Source organism: Psychrobacter sp. (assembly GCF_018260395.1).
GTDB lineage: Bacteria > Pseudomonadota > Gammaproteobacteria > Pseudomonadales > Moraxellaceae > Psychrobacter.
On record NZ_JAGLBC010000161.1, the window covers coordinates 1 to 5003 of the forward strand.

Below are 5003 nucleotides of genomic sequence, written 5' to 3' on the forward strand. Positions count from 1 at the left end.
AGTTATAAAAAAAATTTTCTGAAATTATAAGGAGTCTTATTTTGTTCGATATTAAATCATTATTAACCCGATCGGTTGAAAAGCAATTAATTGATGTTGATGATTACATTTTTATCCCAGAGCGTTATGATTTAGAAGTTGATGACGGTATTTTGAGCTGTGTATTAAATAGTGATGGCCGTGTCGATATTTTCTATCAAAAACATGGCATAACTGATGTTCGTTCAGCCTCTCGTAAGCATGCTTATACTGGGTTTGATCGCGAATTGTACCTAGGTATTTATGATGACGTCATTGATGACCTAATCAAAGATGTCAATAAGCTTTTAGAAGGGCATTCTAAATTTTTTAAGCAAGAAAGAGTATTGCCTGCTACCGCAGCATTAAATGCTAAGCCTTTTACCGATAGCGATCATTACTAATCTGCTTATAAGATGAGCTGCTAATAAATTACTAATGATTACCTAAAAACCGGACTTTAATAAAGGTTCGGTTTTTTTATAGCATAGAATTCTTTAAGAGCCTATTTAAAACCTTAGTTGGCACAAGCTGAGTGGCAGTTAAAATCACAGGTTTTTCAGCACAGGCTTTTCATTACAAGATTGTGGCAAGTTTTCTTAAATTCCTTTTTGCACTTTTTAGGATTTATCGATGTGACTTATGAGATATTAAATTGATGAAGTTACGCCTACTATAAGCATTTAGATTATTATTTGAAGGGATTAAAGACATAGACCACTTGTCCCACAAAGCGAGAACTATTCACCGTACCCCAATATCGACTGTCCTGAGATCTATTCCGATTGTCCCCTAAAAAGAAATAATTATCTTCAGGAACTGTCATATCTACTTTTGGTGCTAACACATCTGGTTTTATTATCTTAATGTTGTAGGACGTATCACCAGATACTTCTTCATACAATCTAAAGTCAGTATCTTTATCAATAAACCTTGTTTTTAAGAGCTGACCATTAACAGATACCTGATTGCCTTCAATAAGTACTTTATCTCTGGGTTTAGCAATCAGCCTGCCTAGATAAACTATATTTTTATCAGTAAATGGAGGGTGAAAAGCATATACCTTGCCACGTTGTAACTCAATATCATTTGATACGTCTTTATTCAGCAGAGTGATTCCGTATGTACCATAATCACCATAGCCATATTTTTTTACTATAATAGTGTCATGAGGTTCAATAGAAGGACTCATTGAAGAAGCTGGTATACTAAATGGTTCGTATAAAAAGCAACGAATTAAAAAAATTGGTATAAAAATAGCGCCTGCAATCGTCAACATACCCCACCAACGAGAATACCAATGACGAGCCTTCATTTTGTTATAATTTTTTGCTATTAAGTAGGCGTGACACATACAGATAGCCAGATAAATCAAACTAAGATTGATTGTAAGGTACAAAGACCAGTCTGCAACACTTGCCATTACCCCAAATATTAAGTACACAAAAAATAAAGTAGGTCTATTTAAATATAAAAAAATAAATGGCTGAAGTACTATCGCTAAAAGCACAGTGCTCCAAACTTTAGGTTGCCGAGTTTTATCAAATTGTTCATCTGATTGGACGACATCAGAGTGGTTGTTTTTGATCAAATTATCTTGCACAGAAAGGCCTTTGTAGCAAACATGAGTGCTAAATGAAGGATTTTGAATACTTCAATTTAACATAAATTATAATTGGGCAGAGCATATAGATAATAGTAACGCTTAAACCATACCCCGAACCCTAGCCATAATACCAGGCCCAATAACCAATCTCACATAACTTACCGCAATCACTAATAGCACTCCAACTAACATCACTGCACCAATCGCAAAGCTAGCCCAAGGGATGCTAAAGCGTAAATTAAACCAGTGGGTGATGACCAGATATGCCGTACCAGTGGCGAGAAACACCGCAAACACACCTGCACTAACGCCCAATAAGCCAATCTCTAACATATTAATTTTATACAAGTCACTGCTTTGCATACCTAATAATCGAAAGGACGCGCTGTCTCGCAGACGGTCTTGCGATGTTGATAACAAGGACGTAATCAACACCATAATTCCGGTGATAATGGCTAGTAAGGTAAAGATCTGCACCAAACGACTCATTTGACTTATAAAGCCCTGTACTTGCTTGGCAATTGCACCGCCATCAATGGTGGTAATGGCTGGAAATTGACGGGCAAGATCGGTTTGTAATTGAGGGATTTGCGCACTGTCAACTTTCGTGGTAGCAAATTGAATTTGCGGCGCATCGGCCAATACTTTTGGTTGAAATAGGAAATAAAAGAAGGGGCTAGGGCCACGCTCATAGCGCTCACGAATACTGGTCACTTGTCCCACAATTTCGATGCCTTGAATGTTAAAGCTTACCTCATCACCAATACCAACATTTAACAGCTCCGCTGCGGTATCTAATATCGACAAAGGAACTACTGAACTTGAGGCGTTTGAATTTGAGGTGTTAATCGGAGCGTATAATTGGCCCGGAATGACAGATTCATTAACAAACTCAGTGCTCATTACTTTATCGGCATAGCTTAAGTTAAATACACGAGTTGGGTCATCTTGGGTACTGCCTTGAGATTTAATCTCACTGGCTGCAACGCCGCCAGCCTTACTGACTCTTGCCCGTACCACAGGGAAGTAAGTAATCGGCGCAGTGATCATAGCATTCAATTTGTCATGCTGATCGCTTTGAACATCAAGCAAAAATAAATTGGGTGCATCTTTTGGATAAGCCTGTACAAATTGCTCGTTTAGACTGTTATTAAGTAACGCAATCATGGTTAAAACGGACACTGACAGCGCAAGAGTGACAAAGAATAACCCTGATTGATTGCCTTTACGTGATAAATTATGAACCGCGTTTCTTGCCATCCAGCCTGTTTTTTTACCAAATAAACCTTTACTGGCAATCTTATCAAGTAACCACAACCAACCACGGCCTATCAACCAAAACCCGGCCGCCAACATAAGCATGGCCGCCAACACTTGTAATCCAATTAATAACGAGCCAAACTCATAGGCCATCAGCCCAAAGCTTGCCAATAAAACTAAGCCATACCAATACAGTGGCGGATGCTGTCGAGTATTACCTGTGGCTTGCTTCAGTACTGCAGAAGGCTTGGTATGCGTCACTGCATAAAGGCTATGTTGCACCACAAGCAAAGTTATGACTAATGCCACCACGCTAATTTTAAGGAAACTTTTCCATTGAATAGCAAGCTCAATATCTGGCGGTAAAATGGCGGTAAGATATTGCGCGCCTAAATTGAGCATTCCTAAACTCAGAATCCCTGAAGCCAGACAAGCCAGCACAGCCATCATTATAAACAATTGATAGTAACTGCGTTTGATAGCAGTGATAGGTTCTCCCAAAGCTCGGCGTATGGCATTGGCATTTTGTTGTGAGCTGACAAAAGCTTTGACCACACTTAGCAAAGCCACTGCCGATAAAAACAGTACGGCTATAACCAATAACTTTAAAAACATCAGCACATTATCAGACACTTGGGTAACTGAAGTGTCTGTTTGTTCAGCATCTGAGATTTTGATTTCTGGTTGAGAGGTGATAAGTGCTTTTAGTTGGTTTCGTAGTTTCTCGATAACCTCAGGATTACCTGCCAGTTCAATTCTGTAATCAACACGGCTGCGTTGTCCCATTAGATTGGTAGCCGCTAAATCGGCATCACGCATCAAAACTCTGGCGCCAAAGCCAAAAGCTGTTAACGGACGATCAGGCTCGGTTACCAGCTCATCGGCAATGGTAAATACCGCATCACCTATTTTTATTTTATCGCCTATTTTTAGATGAAGCCCTGTTAGTACTTGAGTTTCAACCACCACAGTATGCGGCGTCAACTTTTGCCCTAAAGGTTTGCGGGAGGCCAGTTGTACTTCACCATATAGCGGATACTGGGGTGAAATGGCTTTAATCCTAGCCAGTAAAGTAGCACCATTATCTTGTGAGTTTATGGAAGGGGTGAGGCTATTGGGAGTTTCTAGATCGGGAGCTGCTACCAAGCTTGAAACCATAGCATTAAATTGATAATCGTAAACCACGCCTTTAGGGTGTTGGTCTTTAGCGTTGTCAGGGTTAGTTTGCTGCGAGCCAAACGTTTGTACTACCTGCAAGACCTCAGCTGGCCACGCTTGCTTACTCTCTACAATCAAATCACCACCGACTAGTGCCCGCTGATTGTCAGACACATAATCACGCACCGATTGCTGAATGGAGTCGAGTGTCAAATAGGTTGAAAGAGACAACACCATGGCTAATAAAAATAGCAATGGATATATCCAATTACGCCACCAACTGCGCTGAACAGATTTACGACCTAGATTTTTATAAGGATCTGAATGTTTTGAAGGTATAGTAGGTGTGGTGTATGATGTCATAAGTGCGCAGCTGATTGTCTGTTATAGAATTTGTGGTTTGTCGATTTAAGGCTAAGACAATAATAGTATGCTAGCCAATTTAACGCACAACTTCAGTGGTATTTTTACAGTTACAGTTAAAGCCATAGCCACTTAAAGTTGACACACGGTATTAATTTGTTGCGTTCGCGTGGCTTGTTTGATTATTCCAAGCAAGTTACCAGTCTATTGTTTTACCCGCCCAATCGATAAAGCAGCCGCTGTCCTCTATAGTTAATTCATTCAATACTTTTAGTAGATTGTCAGCACATTGTTCAGGCTCAAAAAGTCTATCTTTTGCCACATTTGATTGAAAGGGTTTTGATAAAGGTGTGTCCACCGTACCTGGCTGAATGACAGCCACACAAACATTTTTTAGCGTCCGTTGCCATTCAATGGATAGGGTTTTCATACCCATATTCAAAGCCGCTTTACTCATTCGATAGCTATACCAACCGCCTAATTCGTTATCGCTGATACTGCCAACTCGTGCAGAAATAGTGGTATAAATAGCTGGACTCGTCTCATGAGGTTTACCTGCTTTTAAGCTAGCTTTTAGTAAGGGCTTAATATGTTTAGC

Annotated in this window: 3 protein-coding genes and 1 pseudogene; 1 reads left to right on the forward strand and 3 read right to left on the reverse strand. The window is 39.8% G+C overall.

Going from position 1 to position 5003, the window contains the following annotated elements:
- Positions 1–41: 41 nt before the first annotated feature.
- The gene (locus tag QZ265_RS09755) at positions 42–422 is read left to right on the forward strand and encodes a hypothetical protein (RefSeq protein ID WP_296405716.1); all 381 of its coding nucleotides are present in this window, start codon (positions 42–44) and stop codon (positions 420–422) included.
- Positions 423–709: 287 nt separating this feature from the next.
- Here the strand turns inward: QZ265_RS09755 and lepB are convergent, their stop codons facing one another.
- From lepB to QZ265_RS09770, 3 genes and pseudogenes are all read right to left on the reverse strand, one after another.
- The gene (gene lepB, locus QZ265_RS09760) at positions 710–1621 is read right to left on the reverse strand and encodes a signal peptidase I (RefSeq protein ID WP_296405718.1); all 912 of its coding nucleotides are present in this window, start codon (positions 1619–1621) and stop codon (positions 710–712) included.
- A gap of 102 nt (positions 1622–1723) precedes the next feature.
- Positions 1724–4405 carry an FtsX-like permease family protein gene (locus QZ265_RS09765; protein ID WP_296405719.1) on the reverse strand — a complete coding sequence of 894 codons (2682 nt, stop codon included), beginning with the start codon at positions 4403–4405 and terminating at the stop codon, positions 1724–1726.
- Between the two features lie 196 nt (positions 4406–4601).
- A pseudogene (locus QZ265_RS09770) lies at positions 4602–5003 on the reverse strand (short chain dehydrogenase); the annotation flags it as partial.

Coding starts and splice junctions, on each gene's coding strand:
- QZ265_RS09765 (WP_296405719.1), bottom strand. CDS start 4,405: ATGACATCATACACCACACCTACTATACCTTCAAAACATTCAGATCCT.